22 protein-coding genes, 1 pseudogene and 1 riboswitch are annotated in these 24,826 nt (G+C 37.6%); of the genes and pseudogenes, 6 read left to right on the forward strand and 17 right to left on the reverse strand.

All coding sequences use genetic code 11. The features are described from left to right. Window positions 1-46 precede the first annotated feature (46 nt). The 5 genes and pseudogenes from HNP81_RS08840 to HNP81_RS08860 form a co-directional block, all read right to left on the reverse strand. On the reverse strand, window positions 47-970 hold the full coding sequence (locus tag HNP81_RS08840) for a CPBP family intramembrane glutamic endopeptidase (protein WP_182502356.1): 924 nt from the start codon (window positions 968-970) through the stop codon (window positions 47-49). 547 nt (window positions 971-1,517) lie between these two features. Continuing rightward, window positions 1,518-1,988 carry a 6,7-dimethyl-8-ribityllumazine synthase gene (gene ribH, locus HNP81_RS08845; protein ID WP_028389892.1) on the reverse strand — a complete coding sequence of 157 codons (471 nt, stop codon included), beginning with the start codon at window positions 1,986-1,988 and terminating at the stop codon, window positions 1,518-1,520. Between the two features lie 37 nt (window positions 1,989-2,025). Beyond that, window positions 2,026-2,652 (reverse strand): annotated as a pseudogene (gene ribB, locus HNP81_RS08850) (3,4-dihydroxy-2-butanone-4-phosphate synthase); the annotation flags it as partial. A 17-nt stretch (window positions 2,653-2,669) separates the two neighbouring features. Then, a complete protein-coding gene (ribE, locus tag HNP81_RS08855; RefSeq protein WP_028389891.1) occupies window positions 2,670-3,308 on the reverse strand; it encodes a riboflavin synthase in 639 nt (212 codons plus the stop codon). 172 nt (window positions 3,309-3,480) lie between these two features. Continuing rightward, window positions 3,481-3,612: riboswitch (FMN riboswitch) on the reverse strand. 176 nt (window positions 3,613-3,788) lie between these two features. Continuing rightward, window positions 3,789-3,989 carry a hypothetical protein gene (locus HNP81_RS08860; protein WP_182502358.1) on the reverse strand — a complete coding sequence of 67 codons (201 nt, stop codon included), beginning with the start codon at window positions 3,987-3,989 and terminating at the stop codon, window positions 3,789-3,791. A gap of 154 nt (window positions 3,990-4,143) precedes the next feature. Between HNP81_RS08860 and HNP81_RS08865 the strand changes: the two genes are divergently transcribed. Continuing rightward, window positions 4,144-4,773: a hypothetical protein gene (locus tag HNP81_RS08865; protein WP_182502359.1), complete on the forward strand. Its 630-nt coding sequence runs from the start codon at window positions 4,144-4,146 to the stop codon at window positions 4,771-4,773. Between the two features lie 158 nt (window positions 4,774-4,931). On the opposite strand, the gene megL is transcribed toward HNP81_RS08865, so the two are convergent. Then, window positions 4,932-6,116: a methionine gamma-lyase gene (megL, locus tag HNP81_RS08870; RefSeq protein WP_182502360.1), complete on the reverse strand. Its 1,185-nt coding sequence runs from the start codon at window positions 6,114-6,116 to the stop codon at window positions 4,932-4,934. A 153-nt stretch (window positions 6,117-6,269) separates the two neighbouring features. Then, complete coding sequence (locus HNP81_RS08875; RefSeq protein WP_182502361.1) at window positions 6,270-6,875, reverse strand: NADPH-dependent FMN reductase; 606 nt, start codon at window positions 6,873-6,875, stop codon at window positions 6,270-6,272. Between the two features lie 554 nt (window positions 6,876-7,429). On the opposite strand from HNP81_RS08875, the gene HNP81_RS08880 reads away from it, so the two are divergent. After that, window positions 7,430-7,834, forward strand: coding sequence for a hypothetical protein (locus tag HNP81_RS08880; protein ID WP_028389887.1), 405 nt, complete (start codon window positions 7,430-7,432; stop codon window positions 7,832-7,834). Between the two features lie 136 nt (window positions 7,835-7,970). Here the strand turns inward: HNP81_RS08880 and HNP81_RS08885 are convergent, their stop codons facing one another. Beyond that, window positions 7,971-9,110: a DEAD/DEAH box helicase gene (locus tag HNP81_RS08885; RefSeq protein WP_182502362.1), complete on the reverse strand. Its 1,140-nt coding sequence runs from the start codon at window positions 9,108-9,110 to the stop codon at window positions 7,971-7,973. Window positions 9,111-9,361: 251 nt separating this feature from the next. Continuing rightward, entirely contained in the window at window positions 9,362-10,648 is a 1,287-nt protein-coding gene (locus HNP81_RS08890) for an ATP-binding protein (RefSeq protein ID WP_182502363.1), read from the reverse strand. A gap of 705 nt (window positions 10,649-11,353) precedes the next feature. On the opposite strand from HNP81_RS08890, the gene HNP81_RS08895 reads away from it, so the two are divergent. Then, entirely contained in the window at window positions 11,354-11,812 is a 459-nt protein-coding gene (locus HNP81_RS08895; RefSeq protein WP_182502466.1) for a VOC family protein, read from the forward strand. 156 nt (window positions 11,813-11,968) lie between these two features. Here HNP81_RS08895 and HNP81_RS08900 read toward each other — a convergent pair whose 3' ends face one another. The 3 genes from HNP81_RS08900 to HNP81_RS08910 are packed head-to-tail and all read right to left on the reverse strand — an operon-like array spanning window position 11,969 to window position 14,318. Further along, a complete protein-coding gene (locus HNP81_RS08900; RefSeq protein ID WP_182502364.1) occupies window positions 11,969-13,039 on the reverse strand; it encodes an LLM class flavin-dependent oxidoreductase in 1,071 nt (356 codons plus the stop codon). A 21-nt stretch (window positions 13,040-13,060) separates the two neighbouring features. Next, complete coding sequence (locus HNP81_RS08905) at window positions 13,061-13,906, reverse strand: VOC family protein (protein ID WP_028389882.1); 846 nt, start codon at window positions 13,904-13,906, stop codon at window positions 13,061-13,063. Between the two features lie 4 nt (window positions 13,907-13,910). Then, window positions 13,911-14,318, reverse strand: coding sequence for a DoxX family protein (locus tag HNP81_RS08910; protein WP_028389881.1), 408 nt, complete (start codon window positions 14,316-14,318; stop codon window positions 13,911-13,913). A gap of 143 nt (window positions 14,319-14,461) precedes the next feature. On the opposite strand from HNP81_RS08910, the gene HNP81_RS08915 reads away from it, so the two are divergent. The 3 genes from HNP81_RS08915 (at window position 14,462) to HNP81_RS08925 (ending at window position 17,806) form a co-directional block, all read left to right on the forward strand. After that, window positions 14,462-14,788, forward strand: coding sequence for a winged helix-turn-helix transcriptional regulator (locus HNP81_RS08915; RefSeq protein ID WP_028389880.1), 327 nt, complete (start codon window positions 14,462-14,464; stop codon window positions 14,786-14,788). A 620-nt stretch (window positions 14,789-15,408) separates the two neighbouring features. After that, window positions 15,409-16,374, forward strand: a complete 966-nt coding sequence (locus tag HNP81_RS08920; protein ID WP_182502365.1) for a bile acid:sodium symporter family protein — start codon at window positions 15,409-15,411, stop codon at window positions 16,372-16,374. A 283-nt stretch (window positions 16,375-16,657) separates the two neighbouring features. After that, complete coding sequence (locus HNP81_RS08925; RefSeq protein WP_182502366.1) at window positions 16,658-17,806, forward strand: cation:proton antiporter; 1,149 nt, start codon at window positions 16,658-16,660, stop codon at window positions 17,804-17,806. Window positions 17,807-18,222: 416 nt separating this feature from the next. Here the strand turns inward: HNP81_RS08925 and argH are convergent, their stop codons facing one another. The 5 genes from argH to HNP81_RS08950 form a co-directional block, all read right to left on the reverse strand. After that, window positions 18,223-19,542 carry an argininosuccinate lyase gene (gene argH / locus HNP81_RS08930; protein WP_182502367.1) on the reverse strand — a complete coding sequence of 440 codons (1,320 nt, stop codon included), beginning with the start codon at window positions 19,540-19,542 and terminating at the stop codon, window positions 18,223-18,225. Window positions 19,543-19,567: 25 nt separating this feature from the next. Continuing rightward, complete coding sequence (locus HNP81_RS08935) at window positions 19,568-21,139, reverse strand: APC family permease (RefSeq protein ID WP_182502368.1); 1,572 nt, start codon at window positions 21,137-21,139, stop codon at window positions 19,568-19,570. Between the two features lie 531 nt (window positions 21,140-21,670). Further along, a complete protein-coding gene (locus HNP81_RS08940) occupies window positions 21,671-22,438 on the reverse strand; it encodes a hypothetical protein (RefSeq protein WP_182502369.1) in 768 nt (255 codons plus the stop codon). Between the two features lie 661 nt (window positions 22,439-23,099). After that, window positions 23,100-23,795, reverse strand: coding sequence for an ABC transporter ATP-binding protein (locus tag HNP81_RS08945; RefSeq protein ID WP_028389874.1), 696 nt, complete (start codon window positions 23,793-23,795; stop codon window positions 23,100-23,102). Beyond that, a complete protein-coding gene (locus HNP81_RS08950; protein WP_182502370.1) occupies window positions 23,792-24,604 on the reverse strand; it encodes an ABC transporter permease in 813 nt (270 codons plus the stop codon). Before HNP81_RS08950 ends, HNP81_RS08945 begins: the two co-directional genes overlap by 4 nt. Window positions 24,605-24,826: the final 222 nt, after the last annotated feature.

The following is a 24,826-nucleotide window of genomic DNA, read 5'->3' on the forward strand; positions in this document are numbered from 1 at the left end:
TAGGGGCAAAAAAAGACCATTTATCTAGACTTTTCTCGCCCATCGTTTAAATTGCGTTTGGCTTGAATCTCTTCACTACTATTATATAAAAAACAAGAAACAGAAGGCCATCCAATACTAAGGAAATGGCCGGTTCATTGTGCACCACAGTGGTAAGTGAAGGAACACTCCCACCTACAGATTGTGGATCACCGATAAACCAGAAAAGAAACATATTATTGGCTGCATGTGCACCAATGGACAGCTCGGAGCTTCCCATTTTCACAGCAAGAAACGTCAGCATAAACCCGACTAATAGATAATCAAGTCCTACCCAAATAGCTGAACGCTCCATTTCCGGATTAAAAAAATGCAACGATCCGAAAACGATTGCCATGATGACTCCTAGTACAATAGGGTTGATCACAATCTTTCCAATCCACTGCAAGAGAAATCCCCTAAAGATTAACTCCTCAACTGTCGTTTGAATAGGAGTTAACAATAAAACAACAAAAAATAGGAATAAAAATTTCCCTAATTCAAATTCATTCCATGCAAAATGTTCAGGGAAAATTAAGAGATAAACGAGCTCTAATAGCATCATTAAACCAAAATAGATTGTAAAGCTACCGAAGATTTGCTTCCAATTGATTCGATCATTGGCAGTAATCAGCGTCTTCAGTTTCCGTTTATGTACAAACCGGATTGAAAGCCAAATCCCTAGCATCCAAATGACGTACGTTAGATTCATAAACAATAAATCCAGCGTTGGGTCCATACCAACAAACTCGCCCGATGTATTATCAAAAACGATGCCATCTTCGTTTAGAAGGCCTGTGACCACACTCAATATGCCATATAGAAGACTACCTGCAATAAGAGAAACCAAAATAATAAGCGATGATAGCAAGTATCTTTTCCATCCGTTTTTCCCTGGAAGATCAAATAGATAATGTTTAATATGGATTCCCCCCACTAATGATATTTCCATACCCTTAATATACCATTTCATCTTATTAAATGAGATGAATATTTTGTAAATATTGTACATATCCCAAAAGTCTAAGCTAATCACATAAATTAGATCGACGCTTGACTAACTATCAAAATGTGCGTAATGCCCAGTCATCAATCAGCTCCGGCTCGCAAATCGCAAATCTCGCACGAAAAGGGATCATTCCCGCGCGAAAACTATCGATACTGGCACGCAATCAGGACAATCTGGCTCACAAATTTGATTTTCGGATCGCAATGCTCGATAAGGAGGTTTTTTGCACCAACCTTGGTGCATTGGTAAACTATTTTTTTCAGTGTAATCCTGCTTCTAGCAGCATCACTTTTCCACAAAATATTATCCCGACATGTAAATTGCAAAACTCATAATTGCGTTGGAATCGGAATTTATATGTCACTTTAGTTCAAAGCACGAAAAAAGGAGCACATAGGCTCCTTTTTCCCTCGGATTCAAATACATATTTAAATCAGCAAATTAGCCGATATGTACACAGAACAATCCGTCAATCAATTATACGTATTCCTTATTTGCCGATTAAAGTAGATAAGTTCGCCATTTCAATCGCTGAAACAGCTGATTCATAACCTTTGTTTCCTGCTTTTGTACCAGCACGTTCAATCGCTTGCTCAATATTTTCTGTAGTAAGTAGACCGAAAATCACAGGCGTTCCAGATTCAAGTCCGACAGCCGCCATGCCTTTCGCTGCTTCATTACATACATAATCATAATGTGAGGTTGCACCGCGAATGACCGTACCTAGCCCAATTACAGCGTCATATTGTTTGGTTTGCACTAATTTTTTTGTAATCAACGGAATTTCAAATGCCCCTGGTACCCAAGCGATGTCAATATCATCCTCACTAACCCCATGGCGTTTAAGTCCATCCACTGCACCGGAAAGTAATTTTCCTGTGATGAATTCATTGAACCTGCCGACAACAATCCCTACTTTTAACCCTGTTCCGATTACTTGTGCTTCAAAATTTTTCCCCATTATAATTCCTCCTAAAAATGTTATTTAATTAAGCATGTTCTGGTGTTTCTTTATGTTTTGATTCAAGTTGGTTGCGATAGCGAATTAATTCGGCAATCGTAATAAATGTAAGCTGATGTTCTTCGGCAATGATTTGAAGTTCTGGAACACGCGCCATTGAACCATCTTCATTCATAATTTCACATATAACTCCAGCTGGCTCAGCACCGCATAAACGGGCAAGATCAACGGAAGCTTCTGTGTGTCCTGATCGTTCGAGCACCCCGCCGTCTTTAGCGATAATTGGAAAAACATGTCCAGGGCGTTTAAAGTCATTAGCGGTAGAATCATGATCCAAAAGGGCAAGCATCGTTGTTGAACGTTCAAACGCGCTGATCCCCGTAGTAGTACTTTTGTGATCAATACTAACTGTAAAGGCTGTTCCATGGTAATCTGTATTGTTCTCAACCATTGGGTGCAGGTCTAATTTCTTTGCGAGCTCATTCGTAATCGTCGTGCAAATTAAACCACGACCATATTTCGCCATAAAGTTAATGGCGTCAGGCGTTGCCTTTTCTGCCAATACGACAAAATCACCTTCGTTCTCCCGGTCTTCATCATCGACAACAATAATGATTTTCCCAGCTTTCAAATCCTCGATTGCTTCTTCAATTGTTTGAAACATCCTATACACCGCCTTTATCAGAATCCATTTTCTAAAAGAAAACTTGCTGTTAATCCAGTAGTTTGTCCAGTATTTTTAATTTGTTGAACAATATATTTCCCAATCATATCATTTTCAATATTCACGGCTTCTCCAACGTTTTTTTGTCCTAGAATCGTGTCTTTATATGTTAACGGTATTAGCGAAATTGTGATCTCATTCTTCTCAATCCTAAATATAGTTAGGCTCGTCCCGTCAATAGCTATAGAGCCCTTAGGAATACAATATTGCGCTAATCCTTCTGCCAATTTTATCGTGTAGTAAACCGCATTTTCTTTCTGTTCTTTTTTCATAATCGTACCTGTGCCGTCAATATGGCCTGAGACAAAATGACCGCCAAATCTCCCCTGCGCACTCATCGCCCGCTCTAGATTGACCTTTGCCCCCGGTTTCAACAGCTTGATTGTTGACGCCTTCACGGTTTCTGGCATTACATCCACTGTAAACAGATGATTCGTAAACTCAGTGACAGTCAGACAAACGCCATTGACTGAAATGCTATCTCCTAATTGAACATCTTCAACAATTTTCGGAGATTCAATCGTAATGGCCATACTTTGGATCCCTCTTTTTAAAGATTGGACCGTTCCGACATCTTCGATAATTCCAGTAAACATGTTTTCACCCTCTTTCTCATTTTGATGTTTCGACAAAAAAATGTACAAATAGCCCCCTAGGGACGACCTAAGGAGCTAAAGGGAGATTATGGATTTATTATATAGCCAAATAAGCCTTTCATTTTGAATTTTTCAAAATAAAGGGTTCACTATTGCCATTTAATGAGTTCCATATGTCCTTCTCCCATCCAGACTTTACTGTCGGCCTTGGAATTTCACCAAGTCCTGCCTTTTTACAGGCTCGCGGGCTTAGAATTTCTTCATCACCGCCGGTTGGGATTTACACCCGACCCCGAAGGACAAACATATTTAGCGGAATAGTTCCGCTTCATTTAAAAAGTGTGATAACACACTTTCATTACATTATACTAGCTAAACATAGATTTGTGTAAATTTTTGCTCATAATTTGTGATTTTTTGCATTTTCCTATCCCATCTATGATTCCCTATTTTTTGCAATCATATTGTCATTTTAGGAAATTAATAACGCTTTTCTTCCGTTTCAGTTATGTTTTCTTCTCTTAGTGAGGTCAAATCATACAGACTGGCTATGAGTTCCAGTCCAGTATCAGTACTTGTGATAAACACTTTTGCAGATCCAATAGCGGTTATGACTGTCCCCGTCACAAAAAAACCCGCTCCAGTAATAATTAGATCTTCGCCTTGTTTAGCTATATCCATAGAAAGATCCACCAATCATATGAATTGATAGGATAATGTATTCCACACTTGTGGAATATTACACTGTATTAGCAATTTATAGCTTGAACAGATGGTAGTATCTGACTCCTTTTGGTATCTTAAATAGTAAGTAAACAGTGAGAGAGGGGAATATATGAGTATTATTGACAAACTATCATCCACAATGAACAGAAATGACGAAGTTCCAAATATAGAATTAGCCCATGAATTAGTTGAAAATAATAACCTAGATGGAATTAAAGAGGTGATTAAAAACCTGTCCAACAAAGATAAAAAGATCCAAAATGATTGTATAAAGGTCGCATATGAAATAGGCGTGTGTAAACCTGAGTTAATCAGTCCATATGCACTAAACTTTGTCCAATTATTAAAAAGCAGGAACAATCGGTTAGTATGGGGTGGCATGACTGCATTATCTACCATTGCAGAAATTTCTACTGATATGATCATGGATCATATTGAAACTATTTTCCAAACGATAAAAAATGGATCAGTCATTACGATAGACAAGGGCATTTTGACTTTATCAAAGCTTGCTGCAACGGATCCAATCTGTAGTGAAAAAATCTTTCCTTTTCTCCTGCAGCATTTGCAAACATGTTTGCCCAAGCAAATCCCCCAGCATGCAGAAAGTACATTATTAGCTGTGACAGCCGAAAATAAGAAAGATTTCATAGGGGTATTATCTGAAAGAGAAGAATTTTTAACTCCGCCACAGTTGAAAAGAGTGAAAAAAATTTATCACACTCTTAACAGGCAGTAAAAGCCCGATTCGTGAGATACAGTGAAACTTACTGAGTGTTATGCAGGGCATTGTTCGAGGCCCTACAGGAATACGTTAGATTAATATATTTTTTATAGGAGTTATTCTTAGTCATCACCCGAAGAAAGAGGAGAGACATCCTCTTTCTTCTATTAAGCTCATATCCTGTTCAACGCTTCATTCAAATCTTCCCATAAGTCTTCCCAATTCTCTAAACCTACAGATAGGCGAATTAGTTGATCTGTAATCCCCATTTTCAAACGGGACTCAACAGGAACAGCCGAATGAGTCATTGTGGCTGGATGTTGAATAAGTGTTTCTGCATCACCTAGGCTAACTGCAATCTTAATTAATTGCAATGAGTTTAACACTTTTTGTGCTGCCTGCTTGTCACCTTTGATTTCAAACGAAATAAGGCCGCCACCGGCTTTCATTTGCTTTTTGGAAATATTGTAGTCAGGATGCTCCGTATCCCCAGGATAATAGACCGCTGCAACACTTGGATGTTGCTTCAGTTTTTTGAAAAGCTTTTCAGCATTAAATGAGTGTCGATCCATTCTGACAGGCAGGGTCTTCAACCCCCGCAGTAAAAGCCATGCATCAAAAGGGGAGATGATACCACCGATATCCTTTTGCGTTGTCATTGCTAGCTTACTAATAAATTCTTGTGCCCCCACGACAAGACCTGCCACTACATCTCCATGGCCGCAAATATACTTCGTTGCACTATGAAGCACGATATTACAGCCTAAAGCTAGCGGCGTCTGCAAATAAGGCGACGAAAAGGTATTATCTACAACGACTTGAATATGGTGTTTTTTAGCGACTTTTGCAACCATCTCTAAATCAATCATTTTCATCGTTGGATTTATCGGCGTTTCAACATATATGCACGTTGTTTCTGGTCTGATTAATGTCTCTATTTGTTCCTCTGTCAGCATTTCTGAAAAGTCGTGTGTGATATGATATTTTTCTTTCATTAAATGTAGTAAGCCGAATGTACAGCCATACAAGCCTTGCGAGCAGATAATATGGTCACCCGCTTTCGTTAGCGCAAGTAATACGGCTGAAACAGCTGCCATCCCTGAACTGAATGCAAGTCCCGCTTCTCCACCTTCTAACATGGCGATGCGTTCTTCCAGAATTTTTACAGTCGGATTGCCAAGCCGAGAATAAATATACCCTTCTTCTTCACCTGCAAATCGTCTCTCACCTTGTTCAGCACTTTCAAAAACGAACGTTGATGTTTGAAAAATAGGAGCTGCGAGACTTCCCATATGCTGCTTCGGCTCGTACCCCTCATGGATTACCATTGTCTCAATATGCTTATACTCTCTCCCCATAACTCTCCTCCTCCTTACTTCTATCATATGTTATTTTCTTCATAATTGTAAGCGTCATCAATTGAAAATGAAACTTACAACTCCTCTAGTCTTAAATTATGCAAACGCAGAAAAGGAGGGGATTTGTCATCCCCTCCTCGTTGTTAACCCTTCTTATTTACGTAAAGTTTTTAATGCACCGCTCCATGCGTTAACTTGATCAAGCATAGCATTAACATTATCAAGATGTAGTTCAGCTGGTTTGAAAACACTGCCGTTTTCAAAATCTGTAAATAACGATAATGTCGGATGTACACGAACGTCAGCAATCATTAATTCACCCATGATTCCACGTAAATGTTCGGCTGCACGAGCTCCACCAGTTGAACCATAACTTACAATTCCTGCAGCTTTGTTGTTCCAAGCTTCACGAGCAAAATCAAGGGCATTTTTTAATGCTCCTGTAATACTGTGATTGTATTCTTGAACAATGAATACGAATCCATCTAGGTTAGCAAGTTTTTCATTCCAAGCTGCAATACCTGGTTCTGTTCCATCAGTTGTTCCTAAAAACGGCAATTGGAAATCAGCAATATCCACGATTTCATATTCTGCATCGCCACGTTTATCAGCAATTCCTTTTACCCATTCTCCTACTTGTGGACTAACGCGTCCTTCACGAGTGCTACCTAAAACAATCCCTATTTTTAACATGTCATTTCCTCCTGTTTCGTTTGTATTATTATTTGATTTCCCAAATAATTTATCGAAAAAACCCACTTCTTTCACCGCCTGAAAATATTTTCAAAAACACTTCAATCTAGGCAATCTTAATTAATCTTAATTAATTTACACCTTGATCTGATTTCTTATTCTATGACTTATAAATCTCGATCCGCAACATATTTAATTCAAGATAATATCCCGATATATTGTCAACATATATGACTTTTCATTAAGCCCATCCGAAATTAGAAGTATGTGTTATAGTTTCTTGCTTTTGTCGTAACAATTTTTGAAGTCTTTTTTGTACCACTTATCTGCAGAAAATTACCTAATTTCTTCTAGTCGACTTAAAAAACCTCACACAACAATATCTCGGTTAAAAATATCTCTGATTAAAAATATATACCATCACTTACTTTTTGTCAACAACTAACGTTATTATATTTCATGTTTGGCTAATGATTAAACGTATGCAATAGAATTTGCGTCGCACTTGTCTCAAAAAAATAAATATATTATCTATTCTTAGGCATTAGCCCTGTTCCTTCTTGAACTTCCACATAATGTATTAGGGATTAACCCAGATTTCAAAAGGAGAGTTGCGAAAGATGAATCCATATGGTTACTATCCAGGGTATATTCCACAACGACAGTTTGAATATGCTCCAGAGGAGTATAACTATGTTCCACAACAAAATGCTTATTATTCACAGGATCCGATTAATTCCGAATATCAACAATATGAACAAGAGGACATTGATAGACAGACTCCACTGGAAAGAAGAGTTAGACAACTTGAAAGACAAAATGAACAGCAAGTCCAAGAAATAAACAGACTAAGCCAAGAAATCACTCGCTTGAACAGAGAAATATTACGCATTAACCAAGAAATCATTCGACTAAATCAAAACGACCAACTGCACACACGCCGCCTGAACAGATTAAACCAAAGACTTCGTGCAGTAGAAACTAGATTAAACATTCCATTTGCAGCTTCCGAAGATGGTTTTTAAAACGTGAGATTTTTTTAGTAAAAAAGCAGCGAGAATTCTTGATTCCGCTGCTTTTTCCCCCTTCACGGGATTAAGATTGTAAGAGGGTGTATCTAACAATCAGTAAGGGATGAAGCCTTCCTACTGAAGTTTCACTTTATCGTTGTGCGTCCACAATTTCTCCACCGTAAAATGTTTTCTTGCTTAATGTAATGTCAAGCTCGCGAGCTATTTTCTTTAACTCTCGCTCTTCTCGCTCTGTGACTATTGAAATGACTGTACCATCTGCTCCAGCTCTTCCTGTACGACCAGAACGGTGAACGTATTGTTCCACGCTTTCTGCCATGTCTGCATGAACAACTGTAGTAAGACCTTTAATATCTAAGCCTCTTGCTGCAACATCTGTTGCTAATAGCAAGGGCATTTTCCCTGAGCGTAAATGCCTTAGCGCTTTTTCTCGATCGACTTTATTTGACTCGCCGTGAAGTACAGCGAGCTTGATACCTTTATAATCTAGTTTCTCTTTTAAAACGGTAATCTCGGCGATATCATTTAAAAAAGCGAGCCCTTTTAATCCTTCTAGACGATAGATTTTTTCAAGTATTTTAGCTTTTTCGCGTCGTTCAACAACAAAATAAATATGATCTACCTTAGACTCCATTTTTTCGCTTTTATCGACTCTAACGACTTCAGGTTCGTTCGTTAGATCACGGGCCAACTTCTCAGTCTGTTCTGGAAGAGTGGCAGAAAACATCAGCACTTGGCGATCTTTCATTGTTGTCTTGATAATATTTTGAATCGTCGCCATATGCTCAGGAACTATTAACTGATCACCTTCATCAAGGACGATCGTTTTAACTTCATGCATTTTCAGTTTTTTTTGCATAATTAACTCATATACGCGTCCTGGAGTTCCAACGATGACTTGCGGCCGTTTTTTTAATTTTTCGAGTTGGCGCTTTACATTTGCACCACCGATGAATGAAGCTCCCGTAATTCCGCTTCCTTCTGCCCAAATTCGAACTTCTTCGGCTATTTGCATCACAAGCTCTCGAGAAGAAGCCATGATGAGGGCTTGCGGTGTTTTATTCTCAGGATTTATTTTTTCAAGAACAGGCAGTAGATAAGCAAGGGTCTTTCCTGTACCAGTTGGTGATTCAGCAAGGATATCCTTTCCTGCGATTATCACAGGCACCGCTTTACTTTGAATGGGAGTCGACCGGGAAAATCCAGATTTCTCCCAAGCAGTTTGGATGAATGGTTTCATTGTTTTAATAAATTCAGGTGTGTCAGTCATAATACTCTCCTTTAATATTCAAGCTATCTTAATCCCGCATTAACGGGCAGTACGCCCACTTCAAGGCTTAGAGGAATCGTAAGCCCGTAAATGTACGATTGGTGAGATACAGTGAAACTTACCGCTAGGATCTTCAGCGATTTAGTTGAACCTTAGTTCGTACTGTTGAAGCTGTCGCTGCGATCTTAGCAACAGTAGAACGGGACTAACAATCAGTAGAGTGAAGAAAGCCCAATGATTGAAGTTTCTCTTTATAGTATCATTTGTTCTTCTTCGTTTGCTAATGGAATCCTAACAGTTACAATTGTTCCTTGTCCTTTTTTACTTTCAAAGGTCATTTCTCCGTTGTGGCGGTGAATAATTTTGTGCGAAATGGCAAGACCGAGTCCTGTTCCTTTTTCTTTTGTCGAATAAAAAGGCTGGGCAAGGTATTTCAATCGATCTTCATCAATTCCCTTTCCATTATCCGATACCACGATGATTGCATCTCTTTCTGTTTTTTTGATTTCAATTTTAATTTTTCCATCCTTACCTACAGCTTCGATGCTATTCTTTATCAGGTTAATAAATACCTGTTTCAATTGTACATCATCTGCAATAATGTAGATTGGCTCATCTGAAACCTCAATTAAATCCAATTCGAGATTGTCTAGATTCGCCTGGGCTTTCATTAACCACACAACTTTCGATACACATTCACGAACATTATGGAGCCGCAGTGAAATCTCTTGTTTTTTTCCAAGTATTAACAACTCACTTGAAATGATATTAATATGTTCAAGTTCTTCCTCCATAATCTTCAGATAGTAAGGAGCAACTTCCTTATCCGCTTGCATCAATTGTACAAATCCCTTTAATGAAGTTAAAGGATTGCGTATTTCATGAGCTACTGCTGCTGCCAAATGACCTATCACCGTCATTTTTTCTGAGGCAATAAGCATCTCCTCATCATGACGCTGGGACGTAACATCTCTAGCAAGAGCGTATACACCTACAATTTCTTCCGTGATTATTATAGGAAAGAAGGAGCATCTTAGAATTTTCTTCTTTCCATCTGTATGGATAATTGCTTCAAAGTAGGATTTTACTCCTTTTAAAGTTAACAGAAAATACTCTTGAATCTTTTCAACATCTTCAATAAAAATAGCAGAGGCCGGGGACTTACCCCTTACTTCTCTTTCCGTAACACCGAGTATTTTTTCCCCCTCTGGATTGATAGAATTAATATTTCCTTCTAAATCCAACTCGATAACAGCATCCGGATTATGTTTAAAAAGCGAACGATATTGAACATCTTTTCGTTTCAACTCAGTTTCCGAATGTAGTAATTTCTTTCCCCAATAAATGAGCGATACATATAAAACAGTACCAGTCAGGAAAATATACCCCCAGCCCTTTGCTCGTTGAAAGGTTGCATAGGAGTGAAAGTTTTCAGCTGCTATTATTAAAGATATCGAATCAGTACTAATTATCCACAGAATACCAATTAGGACATATATCAACGAAACCATCAAAGCAAATTTTTGAACTTGATTCATTTTATACCCCTTTATACATGTCATACGTGTATGATTTCCCTATTTAGAGTTCCCATTACTTTTAAGAACAAAACAAAAGGCCCTCAAGTTGTTAAACACGAGGGCTTTACGATGTATTAGTGTACCATAAGTAATCAGACTTTTCTAGAAAATAACTGATCAAAAACGTGTTGTTCTTATACAAATCGCTAAAAAATATATAGTTCTAATCCATTTACGCCCTCACCATGAAATAGCATGCGCTCGCTTCTATCTGACTAGAAAGTTAACCTTGCTATCAAAATAATAATGTAAATTCATTTATAAAAGGAAAGAAACAGTATATAATTATATAATTCAGTTTATTCAGAAAATAATTATTCATGTTTCGCAAGATGTTTTTATTGCACACTTAACTTTCTATTTTAATCATTTAGATTAGAAAATTGATATCGATTTGAAAGTGGCACTTTAACACAGCAAACCTCTACCATTATCATCAGAATATAGTGATGAAGCATTGCAAAAAACGAGCGTTTTATGAGTAATGATGATCGTAGGGAGCCTTAATGGTTTCTTTTTTTAGAAATAATTTCAAATTGCACACTGCGGGCGGCTCAAGAGCTTCTCCAGAGCATCCACTACGATCCACCTCGCTCGAATTTGTTACTTGCTAAAAACAACACTCTTTACGAAATGGGTCAATAACAAAAAGGAGTGAATATGATGATCAAAGGTCTTTATGAAGCACATCTACCTGTAAGTAATCTTTTGAACTCAATAGAATTTTATAAAAAGTTAGATTTAGAACTTGCCTATCAACATGAAAAATTAGCTTTCTTCTGGATTGATAAAGGGCATAGCTGGTTAGGTTTGTGGGAAACAGATAAAGTTGACACACCTTATCATCCCTCTTTAAGACATATTGCATGGCATGTTGATCTAAACGATATCAGAAATGCGAAAGAGTGGCTCGAATCAAAAGGAATACCAATTACCACCACTTTTGGATTTCCTAAAGAGAAACAACCACTTGTCTTGTCACATAAACTGAACGCTCACGCCGCCATTTATTTTGAAGATCCGGATGGCAACTTACTTGAATTAATGGCCCCTTTAAGATTGGATGTTGGGGAAGGCTCTAAAATGATGTCATTAGAAGAGTGGGATGAACATCATAACTGAATACTCTTTTAATTAGAGAAAGTAAAACTTCAATCAGTAAGGGGTATCTCATCCCCTACTGATTGTTTGTGCACCAACGACAAGTTTCCCGCTACGCTTCTTTAATTCCTCTAATCCTTGAGGTGGGGGGTTACTAGCCGTTAAAGGATTTAATGATTATTTACTTAATTCACGTCGGATGACTGGGGCTACTTCCGTTGCTAATCGTTCAATATTTTTGGCAACTTTAGCATATGGGATCCCGCCGATATCCATTTGGGCGATAAATCGTTGATGCCCGAATAACTCATGCTGATAGAGAATTTTTTCAATAATTTGCTGCGAGCTACCAACAAATAATGCCGTGTCTGGACTTGACAATTGTTCAAAATCAGCGCGGGACATTCGTGTATTCATCCCTCGTTGACTATTAACATACTCCCAATAATTTGAATAATAAGGATAGTACTCATCCTTGGCTTGCTCAGTTGTTTCAGCCATAAATGTGTGCCCAGTAACACCTACCTTTAAGTCAGCCAAATTATGACCTGCTTCGACGCCCACTTTACGGTAAATATCAACGAGCGGTTTGAATCGATTTGGGTCGCCACCGAGAACGGCTAAAGCCATTCCAACACCAAACCTGCCTGCTCTCTCTGCACTCTCAGGAGATCCACCAACACCAACCCAAAGTGGTAGCTGCTTTTGAACAGGTCGTGGTGCAATCTCAGCATCGCGAAGTGCTGAACGGAATCGGCCAGTCCATGAGATTTTCTCTTGTTCGTTCAACTTTAAAAACAAATCAATATTCTCTTCGAATAGGTCATCATACTCGTTGACATCATACCCAAAAAGTGGAAAAGATTCTATAAACGCTCCACGTCCCGCGATAACCTCAGCGCGTCCGTTTGATAGCAGATCCAATGTCGAAAAGTCTTCAAATAAGCGAACAGGATCGACTGTGCTTAATACGGTAGTTGCACTGGTCAATTTAATCTTTTTCGTAACTTGGGCAATCGCAGCAAGAACAATCGGCGTAGCTGAGACCGCATAGTCTAAACGATGATGTTCACCCAATCCAAAAATGTCAAGTCCAGCTTCATCAGCAAGTTTTGCTGCTTCTACTATTTCTGTCAAACGCTGTTGGGCGTTGATTACTTTGCCAGTATGGGGGTCTGGTACGATATCACCTAGCGTATAGATCCCTATTTCAAAATTAGACTGATTTAATGCATTATCTTCTTTCATCACACGTTCCTCCAAAACAGCTTAAATAACTAAATGAATTTCATTCCCTGATGGATCAGCTGTCACAAATACACCATTTACTTGTGTTACTATAGCACCAATTTGTTGTAACTGTTCAATCACTTTATTTCGTGCTTCTTCATCTGCGAAAACTAGCGTATACCAGTTAAGTCCGACACTGTTTTTCTTAGGAGCTGGAACACCAACACCATTCCATGTATTTAATCCGATATGATGATGATATCCTCCAGTTGACGTAAAGAGAGCCCCTCCAAATCGATTCACAACTGTAAATCCAAGCCCTTTCACATAAAACTCATCCGTTTTTTGAAGATCCGCTACATGTAAATGAATATGTCCCATCAATGTATCAGCCGGCAATCCACTCCACTCGGCATTACTCTCGGCAAGTAAGCTTTCCCCATCTAACGGTTCTGTTGCCATTGCTACTTCTCCATCTGCCCATGTCCATTCAGAAGATGGACGATCCCAGTATATTTCAATGCCGTTCCCATCTGGATCAGAAATGTACAATGCTTCACTTACATAATGATCAGACGCTCCAAAACGATAGCCCGTTTGAAGTAAATGACGTAAAAAGACCGACAAATCAGCACGAGTAGGTAACAAAAGGGCAAAATGATACAAACCAGATGTACGTCCTTCTTTTGGAATCACATCAGTTGGCTGTTCAAGCGTAAGCAAAGGGGTTTTACCGTCTGTTGTTAAAACTGCTTTCCGGTCAGTTCGTTCCAATACTTGCAAACCGATAATTTCTTGATAAAACGTAATGGCACGTTCCAATTCCATTACATTAATACTAACTTCTCCAACAAACGTAATTGGCTTCTGATGAAATTTTTCCATGTTATTACTTCCCTTCTTCTTTATTAAAAACTTTATTGTCTAATGAGAAACGAGATTGATTTGCAAATGCGAGAAAAATAGCCATAGCAAGCAACGCTAATTCCATTTCATACCCCGCCATTTGACCATTACCAAGAAATCCGAGAGGAAACTTTACTGTAAATATAGCCCCCAACATTATTACAGCAAACAATACGGAAACAATTCGTGTTCCAATACCTAGTATCAACGCAATCCCACCAATTAACTCTATACCTGCAACGAGATAAGCTAAAAAACCAGGAATCCCAATACTATCGAAAAAGCCAACCGTGTTATTTATTCCTCCTTGAAATTTAACAAACCCGTGAATGAAAAAAGTAAGACCTAAAACAATACGTAATATAACTGCACCTGCTTCATTTTTATTCATGTTTTTTATTCTCCTTTATTTTTAGTTACTTTATGTAAGTTATTATATTTTTATAATAAGGTCTTGTCAAGTAACTTTATATATTTAAATCATATGATATTAAATTGTAATATGGTATATTGTAACTAAAGGAGTGAAAGAGCATGAATCAATCCATTATTTGTCCGCGATTTGAAAAAGCCGTCTCCCTATTAAGTCAGCGCTGGACAACTTTGCTTATTTATCAATTATTGAATGGTCCACAACGATTTGGCACCATCCAATCTTCTATAGCAATTAGCGGTAGGGTTTTGTCTGAACGCTTAAAAGAACTCGAACACCAGGGCATAGTAAAGCGAGATGTCATACCAGAAACACCTGTTAGAATTGAATACTCATTAACAGAAAAAGGTTTCTCATTAGAACCGATTTTGAAAGAAATAGAAAATTGGTCTCAAGTGTGGGTAAAAAAAGAGGAATTAGATACCTAAAATTGCATCCATCACCTTTATACAATATGGTACGCTTAAAAATTGGAATCCTTCAGATCTTAGCAAAAAGTGAAAAGCTTCAATAAAGGCATTACCATTAGCATCATCCTTTTTGGGACATGCTAATGGTAATGCCTTTATAAGCTGTTATGGAATTTTCTTTTTTGGGTGTACCCCTCTTTCACTTTTACGATCAGGAATTGTGTCCCAAATACGAATGCTGAGATATGTTATATTAAGTATAATCATTTTGTAACTACTTAAGTTTATTGACTATTTTCAAGATTTTTATCATCATTTTTTCATAAGGCTGTTTTCGCATAGTTTGTTGTTTTTTTAATTAATGAACCGTTCCTTTCCGCTGCAGGCACTTGCTTTCCGCGGGGAGGAAGTCGAGCCTCCTCAACGCTTCGCGTCTCCGGGGTCTCGAACTTTCCTCTATTTCCCGCAGGAGTCAAGTGCCTTCCGCTACAATCCACTCTATGCTTGCAAAATTGTTAAAAGCAACAATCTGTTGGAAAACAGCCTTTCATAATAATGAAGTTGCTTATTTTTCACAATACTGCATAGGCTTAAGTAGTTACATAATTTCATAGTTTATTTTTTAGGAGCGCGAGAAGATGTTGCAAAAATTAAATGCTTTTTTAGAAAATAAAATGCCGTTCATTACACCGATAAGTGTGTTGCTTGGTGTGATGTTTGCAAGCTACGTCGATAGCTTTTCTTTTTTAGTTCCGTGGTTGTTTGCATTTATGACGTTTTCAGGTAGTTTGGGATCGAATATTAAGTCTTTTAAAGAAGTAATGATCCATCCTTTACCTATCATTATTACAATGTGTATTCTACATGTGATTATGCCGATTTGGGCTTTTGGTGTAGGTCATGTTGTGTTTCACGGGGATGTTTATACGATTACCGGATTAATTCTTGGTATGATTATTCCGACCGGCATTACGAGTGTTCTTTGGGTATCCATCTATCGGGGGAACATCCCACTTACACTTGCCGTGATTTTAATTGATACATTTTTATCACCATTCATTGTTCCATATACGATGTCTGTTATGGTTGGTGAAAAAGTAGAAATGGATATTCTCGGCATGATGGGCGGTTTATTGTGGATGGTTGTTGTGCCTTCATTGGCTGGGATGATGCTTAATCAAGTTACAAAAGGAAAGGTAAAAACTGTATTAGGTCCACGCCTTTCACCAATTTCAAAAATCTTTTTAGGAATCGTTGTGTTGTTAAATAGTTCGGTCATCGCTCCGTATTTACGTCATGTCGACGCAAAATTGGTCTTCATCACAATTGTCGTATTTCTTATTTCTTTTTCTGGCTACCTGTTTTCCTTTCTTATTGGCAGGCTTTTTAAAATGGACAGAGAAGATGTTGTGTCACTTACATTCTTAGGTGGTATGCGCAATATTAGTACTGGTGCTGTTATCGCCATTTCCTATTTTCCCGCTCAAGTTGCAGTGCCTGTCGTCATAGGCATGCTTTTTCAGCAAGTGCTTGCTTCCAGTTATGGCCGATTTGTCGATCGATATTATAAAAAAAGAATCGTTGTAAAGACAAAGAGTGCCTGAAAATCGGAAAAATATTAATATTGTAATTCCACTACTTAAAATGATATGATAGTTTTAATAAAATACAAGATTAGTACTTGGAGGAGCCTGTCACCAAGGGATTAGTATGTCCTTTGGTAACAGGCTCTTTTTGTATTTTTCACGCAAAACATTCATGAGAGCCTTTTCACAACTCAGGTGATGAAAAAAGTTCGGGTCCTAAAAATTGTATCACTTTATGAAAGTGGCGGTGCTGATTTTACGTAGTCCCGCCCCTTTTCCACAGAAAAAAAGGGGGATAAAGATGTTAATACTTCAATTAGCGATTATTTTAGTTGCAGCTAAGATTGCAGGGAGTATCAGTGTAAGATTGGGGCAACCTTCCGTTTTAGGTAAACTCCTAATCGGTATTGTACTAGGGCCATCTGTGTTAGGATTAGTGACTGAGACTGAAGCACTAGCAGCATTTAGTCAAATCGGTGTTATCTTGTTAATGTTTATAGCTGGTTTAGAAACCGATCTTGACGAATTTAAACGTACTGGAAAGGCGTCCACTTTTGTAGGTTTTGGTGGAATCATCGTTCCGCTTGTTGTAGGGTATTTTGCAGGAATTATGATGGATCTAACTTCTTTTCAATCATTGTTTTTAGGACTCTTGCTTTCTGCCACAAGTGTGAGTATCTCCGTTCAAGCATTAAAAGAAATGAATCAATTAAAATCGCCTGAAGGAACTGCCATCTTAGGAGCAGCCGTGATCGATGATGTTGTCGTCATTATCGCTTTGGCTTTCTTAATGAGTTTTGCTGGCGGAGAAGTGGATCTAACTATCGTTATTTTGAAGAAAGTATTATTTTTTGCAGGGGCCATTCTTGTTGCTTGGAAAGTAGTTCCTTGGTTCTTAGAAAAATTCGCTTCCTTAAAAGTGACTGAAACTGTTATTTCTGCTGCTTTAATTATTTGTTTTGTTTATGCCTACTTAGCTGAATATACAGGTGTTGCAGCGATAATCGGCGCTTATATAGCTGGTGTGGCTATTAGTGTAACAGACTATAAACATGAAATTTTCGAAAAGGTTGAAACAATCGGTTATTCAATATTTGTTCCCGTATTCTTCACTTCAATTGGGATCACTGCACAATTTTCTGGGATTATGAATCATTTAGGTCTGATTGTTCTATTAAGTATTGTAGCTATTCTAACAAAATTAGTTGGGGCGGCAACGGGTGCTAAATTGGCCGGATTTGGTTGGAATAGCTCGTTAGGAATTGGGGCGGCAATGGTGTCTCGTGGAGAGGTGGCCTTAATCTTAGCAGCGATCGGTTTAGAATCTAAACTACTTAGCAATGATTTATTCGCCGTAATCGTTGTTGTCATTCTTGTCACAACCATCGTTACGCCACCGATGATGAAGTGGTTTTTCACAACGAATAGGCAAACGAAATCTGCTGCTTAACTAATGATTACAGACGATCACTCACATAAGTGATTTTAACACTACAATGAATAGCCAAAAGAATTTTTTTAATTTAAGATGACCTACTACTCTTCAAAAAAGCTCAAATTAAACGGCCTGTTCCTAAACTCAAATGGGAATAGGCCGTTTAGCTCTATTCGTAAAGTTTGTTGTTATTCGCAAAAACAAATTCGAACAGATGTTGATTGGAGCGGATATGCGAGACTCCTGCTTAGAAAAAAGCATGTTGAGGGAGACCCCGCAAGCGGAAAGCGAGTACTGCAACGGAAATCAAATTGAAAAGCAACAAAGTATGCGAAAACAGCCAAGAAAAAAGACAAACTCTCCAAATGGAGAAATTTGTCCTGATTTTGATTACTTGTATAAAGAGAACTACAAATAGTGGAAGTTTCCCTTTATTTTAATAAAGCTACTTTAATCCCTTTATTTAATATATTTTGATAATCAATGTATTCATATAGATCATCTTCAATCATTGGAGATAAGCTTTTCAATTCTTCTAACGTTAAATCTTCAATGGCTTTATGATGGTCTTCACAATAAATAACAATTGAACCAACAATACTATGCGCATCTCTGAAAGCAACTCCTTTGCTAACTAAATAGTCAGCAACTTCTGTTGCATTGAGGAAGCCATCTTTCACGGCTTTTTTCATGTTTTCACTATTCACTTTCATCGTAGAAATCATATGAGACATGATGTTTAAACAAGACAATACCGTATCCAATGAATCAAAAAATGGTTCTTTGTCTTCCTGCATATCTTTATTGTATGCCAAAGGTAAACCTTTCATAGTCGTTAATAACGAAGTGAGTGAGCCATATACTCGCCCTGTTTTTCCTCTTATTAGTTCAGCAGCATCAGGGTTCTTCTTCTGTGGCATGATACTGCTACCTGTAGAGTAAGCGTCATCGATCGTAATAAATTTAAACTCTTGACTACTCCATAAAATCAATTCTTCACTTAATCTACTTAAATGCATCATGATAATCGAAAAATCAGACATTAATTCTAAAAGATAATCTCGATCACTTACACCGTCCAAGAAATTATCTACCGGTTTAGAGAATCCTAATTCTTCTGCTGTCATTTCGCGGTTTATCGTATGAGTAGTTCCAGCCAGAGCACCGCAACCTAATGGACTTTCATTCATAATATCAATTGCTTTAAGAACTCTTTTTCTATCGCGATCCAACATGTTATAGTATGCCATTAAATGGTGTTGAAACGTGATCACTTGAGCCCGTTGAAGATGAGTGTAGCCTGGCATAATCACATTATTTTCTTTTGCTTTTTGTTCGAGGCTATTTTGTAGATCCTTAATATACTCAATCACTTCTAACGCCTTATTTTTAGCGTAAAGTCTCATATCTGTAGCCACTTGGTCATTTCTACTACGTGCCGTGTGAAGTTTTTTTCCTGTTTCACCAATTCGATCAGTCAAATGCGCTTCAACAAAACTGTGGATATCTTCAAAACTTCCTTCGATAAGTAAAGTTCCGCTTTCAATATCTTCTAAAATTGAAAGAAGAGTTTTTACAATATCTTCTCCTTCTTTCTTTGTGAGTAAATCACATTGCACTAACATATTGACGTGGGCGATGCTTCCCTTAATATCTTCAGCATAAAGCCTTTTATCAACCTTAAGTGAGCTATTAAAGTCTTCCATCAATTTATTTTCTTCTTTTCTAAAACGTCCACCCCAAAGCTTCATAACAAGTTCTCCTTTTAAAAAAATATTACTTTAAATTAGATATACTTTCTTGTAATTCTTCAATATTCCCTTTTTTACGCATATACCAAACGCCGTTATAAACAGCAAAATTGTAAAAAATAAATCCAAGTATTGCCGCAACAATAGACATAAATGGCTCAGGAACAATACTATTACCACCAAAATTCCCTAAATAGGACAACAATACTAGCAATAATATATAAATAACAAGATATATGCCACCTAAGATTTCAATAGATTTATGCTTATTTATAAAATGGACGACTAAATAAGCGCCAATTCCTAAAATTAACCCGGTAATTGCAAGTTGGACCCTGCTCCAGTTTGTCCAATAAATAAGCAATGTAGCAAAGACAAAAGCTGATGGGGCAATAATGTGCATACCTGGGAGACCTTTGTCTTGTGTCAAACCAACCTTACGGAAAACCATTACAGTCACACATGCTGATGCATACTTAAAAATACCAATTGCTCCAACAATCGCAACAATGGCAGTCCAACTTTTTAATGGGAATAAGAACAGTAGTCCGATAACGAAATTGAGCGCAAGTGCACGAGTTGGAACACCAAATCGTTTATTGATCGTTCCAAAGAATGATGGGATGAACCCACTTTTCGCCATTCCAAACACATGTCTTGAAGTTCCAGCTGTATAAGTCAGCGCTGAACCTGTTGGCGAAACCATTGCGTCAGCTGTAATAATCCATGATAACCAAACCATATTTGCCATAAGCGCTAGATTAGCAAATGGAGAATCGAACTTAATTCCGCTCCAACCGTTCGCAAGCATTTCTGGCGGAACTGCTCCGATAAAAACAATTTGCAGTAATGTATATAAGATTGCTGCAGCTACTAGAGACGTGATCAAAGCCAATGGAATATTACGTCTAGGATTTACAACTTCACCACTCATCATGACCACATTCCCAAATCCTGTATAAGCAAAAAATATTCCACTCGTTAATATCGCACTTAATCCAGCCCCATACCCATTCGGGGCAAAGCCTTGACTCGTAAAGTTCTCTGCGTGAAAACCTGTCATAAAGAAAGCGATGATCGTTAGAACTGGTACTAAAAATTTAATAGTCGTAATAACTGTATTCGTAATCGCAAATAATTTTACGCCAAAATAGTTAAAAACAACAAAGAATACCATCAGAAAGGTTGAAGCTAGAATACCTGAAGTAGTCAGTTGCTCTTTTGTCATATCATACAGTCCTGGCCAGAACTGATTAGCATATTGAATAACTCCTGCTGATTCAACAGGTGCAGTTGCACAATAGCCAAACCAGATGGAATAACTAGTCACTGTAGCAAGCATTTTCCCATTAGAATATAGAGGATAACGACCTAAACCACCAGTTTCAGGCTTAACTCTTCCTAACTCAGCATAAATAAGAGCTATGAGTGTAATCGCAATTGCACCGAGTACCCACGACATGATAGCTGCAGGACCAGCCAATTTTGCCGCTGCCCACGGACCAAAAAGCCAACTTGATCCAATAATTCCTCCAAGAGACAGGGCAGTTAGAGACCAAAACCCCATTCTCTTCTTCAAATATTGTTCTTGATTCATAAAATTCCCTCTTTCTTAATATTCTATAAATAATAGCTTCTTATTATAGCATGATAGTATTGTAATAATCTTCACAATATTGATTTTTTGTCGAAATTTGCAATGCCAATTACTTCATTTCAAAATCGAACATTCAATACTTGTTTAAGTACATGGTATAGACTGATTTATTTAACCTGTGTACAAATAAAGTTCAAGCTTCAATCAGTGGAGGTTTACTCCCATAAAAATAACTATTTTCATAATTTTTAGTGACACTTGCTTCATGTTTCGCTACCTGTTAATGCGGAAATTCTGCTAGCTTATTAATAGAAGAAGGGTTACAAATCGGAACAACCGAATTTGTAACCCTTCTGATTTTTTATGATTTAACTAGTTGAGTATAATATTCTTACAATGCTTCCGTATTGTTCGAAAGAGCATTAATAATATAATTCCAATTATCGAAGTGAATTTCTGTAGCAAGTACTAGACATATCGGAAGCACATTGTCTTCTGCTTAACCGACCAAATTGCTAAACAAAGATCCATTTATTTATTGTACGGCGGTTCCTCCCATTCACGACCAGATGCGGTTAAAGATCCACGTTCTACCTCATACGAAAAAGACGAGAAACCCTCTACCTCTCCTTTATTCCATCTTTCAGTAAATGTAATCAGATATTTTTCATTTCCTATTTCTTGCACAGCTGTTTCTCTCTCAACCTGGTAACCATCAATTTGCTCTTCCCATTTGCCAATATACTTAGGGAAAACATCTGTAACGGTCCCATTATCAACGGTGGCAAATTCAACAGCGTCTTCCATTGTAAAGGGTGGTAAAGGTTCAGACATGATCTGAAAATACCCCCAAAGCAAACCGCATAGTACGACTGGAAAAAGAAAAAACATCTTATAACTCTTTTGAACCCTAGCTCTAACAAATAGCCATCTATCGATTAAAGCATAGAACAAAGCAACGATCATTCCAGATAACGCCAATGTAAATTCCTGAAAAAGCAAACCATTCGCTAAACCAAAAATGCCATGAAGCAAAACGTAAAGCCATATGTGGTTCAAAAACCACTTTTTTTGCAGATGTTCTAAACCAACTGAAACCAGATTTCCATAAATTAAGACAATTAAACCTATATACATGCTATACATAGATAACCAGCCTAAAAAATCCACTCCTAAACCATGAGGATGTGCCGATTTAATCCTATCTGATATATAAAAATACGCTAAGATCATAGAAGGAATCATTGTCGTGACAAATGTGACTGTTAATTTTCTCTTAATCAGACTTTCGACTTCCATTCACCCCCTCCCTTAATACGGAATTCATTAAACTAAATCTCACTACATTAACCTATATTACCATTTTCTTACCCTGATAACTTTGATTCGTAGAATAACTGGATGCATAGCAAAGAAGCCAACAATCCATTGTATGTTGACTTCAGTTATTTATAAAGATTGTCTCTTTGTATTTTTCCATTTAATAAATAGAATAGGGGTATATTGCAAGGCATTGACTACTCCTCATCCTAAATTTTTAACGCTTCTTATTCAACCTTTTTTATAAATTCTAGTACCACTTCAACATTGCTCTACCTATAAAGTTAACTCCTTTATGTTGCCCCTCATAAACAAACTTCGTGTGTGGCAGCCAAAAGTAAGGGTAATGATAAACGCATTTCCTAGTACAAAACTAATCGACTTCTGCTTTTTACTAGAGTCATAAAGTGTTATCTGCTCTTATGAAAGTAAATGGCAGTAGATACAACCTATTTCTTAGAAAGTTATTAAGGTCGGTAGGATATAACTCTACATATGAATGAATTATAGAACTACCCTCCCACTAGTGACATATAAAATCATGATTTGTTTAACAGGAATCTTATTGATCCTTTACAAATGATGAAAATTTGTTCTCAATTATCATACTTTATTTAAATTGCATTATCCTTCGGGAATCTCATTGGCGATGTAGCTTCATCAATTTCATCGTCGTCTCTTCTATTTTGTTTTCATTCTGGATTGTCTCAATGACTTCTCCCTGTTTCATAAATAGAATGATGTCCCCCGTCTCAGCTGCTACATCCATCATATGAGTAGAAAAAACAATAATTGTACCCTCTTTTTTAATCTGATTAAGAATTTCAACAAACCGATTTACCCAGTAGGGATCCAATCCGTTTGTCGGCTCATCTAATAACAAAACATTTGGTTTGGCTAATATAGATTGTCCGAATATTAGCCGCTGCCTCATTCCCTTAGATAAGCTTTTTACTAACTCACGTTTTTTGTCAACTAGACCGATCAAATCGATTACTTCGTTTACTCGATCTTTTTTTACTTTCCGGAATGATCCATAAAAATTAAGGAACTCTTCAATCGTCATCATTTCCTGGGCATGGAAATCATCAGGCATAAAGCCAATTTCGGTTAAATAATTCTCACGGTTTAAGGTAATTCCTTTCCCGTTAATAGAGGTTGTGCCACTTGATGGAGAATGGATGCCGGCAATGATTTGTAGTAATGTACTTTTACCGGCGCCATTTCCACCGCATAAAACAACACAAATCCCCTCCGTTGCTTCAAAGGAACATGGATATAACGCTGTTTTTTTCTTATAAACTTTCGAGACATCTTCCACTTTTAAACCTGTCATCGCCTTTTCCTCCATTCCAGCATGAGCATCGAAAACAATAACATAATAGCCATAAATCCAATAAAATATAAAATATAATTAAGGATGCCATATGGTGGGTCTAAGAAGGGCACAAGAGAATCATATGCTTGCCCAAAAACGGCTCCTCCATCAAGGTTTATGACTAAGGACACCCGAATAAATTCAGCTGGATTAGCAACTAGAGCCAATTTCATTAACGGAGCAATCCATGGATAAGGGACCAAACCTAAAACACCAATTAACGCAGTCGGCCAAATCATGATTAGGAAAAACCAAATAATGACTGATATTGATAACGCCTGCCACCTTGTCGATACAATACATCCGAGTGTTATACCAAGGACGAGAAAGAAAAAAATTAGACTCATAGAAAAAAAGTAAATCGACAAAAGCCATTCACTCGAAAAACCATTGCCACTTACTAGTCCTATTGCTAAGCTAACTCCATAACTAAACGTGAACACGATTGCTTGAGCAGTAAATTGCCCCCCTATTTTCCCTGATATGTACGACATAGAAAATAAAGGATAGGTATTCAACAATCTCCATTGGCCATTTTCCATTTCATTGGCGATAGAAAAAGAACCAATGATCAACATGAAAAGCGGAATGATATATAAGGCAACATTGACCACAGTTCCAGTCATATTTGTATATCCAGATAAGGATGGAGCGCTACTTTGTACTAAAAATAAGAGAGAAAGTACAGCAACCCATAAGACTAAAAAAGAATAAAAAGATCGCTGTCGTATCGTCATGCGCAGTTCAGAGTGCCAAATATTCCACATCTTAATTCCTCTTTTCGAAAATTCTACCCATAAATATCTTGCCCATGTCCCTCATACAAAACGAATATGGCGTTATTACACCACCATTTACTATGAAGGATTAATCAAGTAGTACGCTACACTCACCTGATCATAATGGTGGCGGTGCGAAGCCGGAATTTCTAAGGTGAAATTAGTATACTTAATAAAAAGATTGGCTATATTAATAAGTCGCGCAGCCCC

It is taken from the genome of Peribacillus huizhouensis (assembly GCF_014138605.1).
GTDB classification, from domain to species: Bacteria; Bacillota; Bacilli; order Bacillales; family DSM-1321; genus Peribacillus; species Peribacillus huizhouensis.

Excerpts from the sequence above, each read along its gene's own strand:
- HNP81_RS08840 (WP_182502356.1), bottom strand. The coding sequence starts at position 970 with ATGGAAATATCATTAGTGGGGGGAATCCATATTAAACATTATCTATTT.
- ribH (WP_028389892.1), bottom strand. The coding sequence starts at position 1,988 with ATGGGGAAAAATTTTGAAGCACAAGTAATCGGAACAGGGTTAAAAGTA.
- ribE (WP_028389891.1), bottom strand. The coding sequence starts at position 3,308 with ATGTTTACTGGAATTATCGAAGATGTCGGAACGGTCCAATCTTTAAAA.
- HNP81_RS08860 (WP_182502358.1), bottom strand. The coding sequence starts at position 3,989 with ATGGATATAGCTAAACAAGGCGAAGATCTAATTATTACTGGAGCGGGT.
- HNP81_RS08865 (WP_182502359.1), top strand. The coding sequence starts at position 4,144 with ATGAGTATTATTGACAAACTATCATCCACAATGAACAGAAATGACGAA.
- megL (WP_182502360.1), bottom strand. The coding sequence starts at position 6,116 with ATGGGGAGAGAGTATAAGCATATTGAGACAATGGTAATCCATGAGGGG.
- HNP81_RS08880 (WP_028389887.1), top strand. The coding sequence starts at position 7,430 with ATGAATCCATATGGTTACTATCCAGGGTATATTCCACAACGACAGTTT.
- HNP81_RS08885 (WP_182502362.1), bottom strand. The coding sequence starts at position 9,110 with ATGACTGACACACCTGAATTTATTAAAACAATGAAACCATTCATCCAA.
- HNP81_RS08890 (WP_182502363.1), bottom strand. The coding sequence starts at position 10,648 with ATGAATCAAGTTCAAAAATTTGCTTTGATGGTTTCGTTGATATATGTC.
- HNP81_RS08895 (WP_182502466.1), top strand. The coding sequence starts at position 11,354 with ATGATCAAAGGTCTTTATGAAGCACATCTACCTGTAAGTAATCTTTTG.
- HNP81_RS08900 (WP_182502364.1), bottom strand. The coding sequence starts at position 13,039 with ATGAAAGAAGATAATGCATTAAATCAGTCTAATTTTGAAATAGGGATC.
- HNP81_RS08905 (WP_028389882.1), bottom strand. The coding sequence starts at position 13,906 with ATGGAAAAATTTCATCAGAAGCCAATTACGTTTGTTGGAGAAGTTAGT.
- HNP81_RS08910 (WP_028389881.1), bottom strand. The coding sequence starts at position 14,318 with ATGAATAAAAATGAAGCAGGTGCAGTTATATTACGTATTGTTTTAGGT.
- HNP81_RS08915 (WP_028389880.1), top strand. The coding sequence starts at position 14,462 with ATGAATCAATCCATTATTTGTCCGCGATTTGAAAAAGCCGTCTCCCTA.
- HNP81_RS08920 (WP_182502365.1), top strand. The coding sequence starts at position 15,409 with ATGTTGCAAAAATTAAATGCTTTTTTAGAAAATAAAATGCCGTTCATT.
- HNP81_RS08925 (WP_182502366.1), top strand. The coding sequence starts at position 16,658 with ATGTTAATACTTCAATTAGCGATTATTTTAGTTGCAGCTAAGATTGCA.
- argH (WP_182502367.1), bottom strand. The coding sequence starts at position 19,542 with ATGAAGCTTTGGGGTGGACGTTTTAGAAAAGAAGAAAATAAATTGATG.
- HNP81_RS08935 (WP_182502368.1), bottom strand. The coding sequence starts at position 21,139 with ATGAATCAAGAACAATATTTGAAGAAGAGAATGGGGTTTTGGTCTCTA.
- HNP81_RS08940 (WP_182502369.1), bottom strand. The coding sequence starts at position 22,438 with ATGGAAGTCGAAAGTCTGATTAAGAGAAAATTAACAGTCACATTTGTC.
- HNP81_RS08945 (WP_028389874.1), bottom strand. The coding sequence starts at position 23,795 with ATGACAGGTTTAAAAGTGGAAGATGTCTCGAAAGTTTATAAGAAAAAA.
- HNP81_RS08950 (WP_182502370.1), bottom strand. The coding sequence starts at position 24,604 with ATGTGGAATATTTGGCACTCTGAACTGCGCATGACGATACGACAGCGA.